Below are 666 nucleotides of genomic sequence, written 5' to 3'. Positions count from 1 at the left end.
GAACGCACGTTACAGGGCCAGACCCTGCAGGAAACCCAGACCAGGTATTACGACGAGCCGTGGCTGCCCATTGCCCGGCAATTGCCTTACTTCCAGTTCCCGCACAAGGTCATCACCCGCAAGGCGCATCTGGACGGGCAGCGGGTGTTGCGTGAATTGAGCACCGAGGAAGAAACCCGCTATGACGAGCTGGGCAATCCGGTGTGGCACCGCAATGCATTGGGTGGCATTGAAGAGTCGGAGTACTACCCGGTCAGTGGTGAGGCCGACCATTGTCCGGCCGATCCGCTGGGGCGCATCACCCGTCTGAAAAGTCGCACCGCAAGCCCGCCACCCGGCAGCGTGGGCCCGGTCAAACAGACTCGATATCGCTATCAATCATTGCCCGTGCGTCAGGATGCTCCGGCGTTTGCGTTGCCGACTTTCGTCCAGAGCAGTGAAGAGCGTTTGCTGCTGGTTGAAGGTGAAAACCTGACGGAACTGGTGCATTCCAGCCAGATATTTATCGTTGATCCAGCATCCCCCCATCACGCTCGCATGTTGAGTGAAACCGAGACTGTGCAGGGTAAAAGCACGACCCGGGCCTACAGCTACACGTTGACCCAAGCCACCAACGCCCGCTCTCTTGAACGTGCCGTGTTGCAGGAAAACGTAACGATCACCGGG

1 pseudogene is annotated in these 666 nt (G+C 58.9%); it reads left to right on the top strand.

Going from position 1 to position 666, the window contains the following annotated elements:
• Positions 1-666 (top strand): annotated as a pseudogene (locus tag ACP7BO_RS23795) (hypothetical protein); the annotation flags it as partial.

It is taken from the genome of Pseudomonas sp. TWR2-1-1, from assembly GCF_049897045.1.
Taxonomy (GTDB): Bacteria; Pseudomonadota; Gammaproteobacteria; order Pseudomonadales; family Pseudomonadaceae; genus Aquipseudomonas; species Aquipseudomonas versuta.
This window is presented reverse-complemented; position numbering and strand designations above follow the sequence as displayed.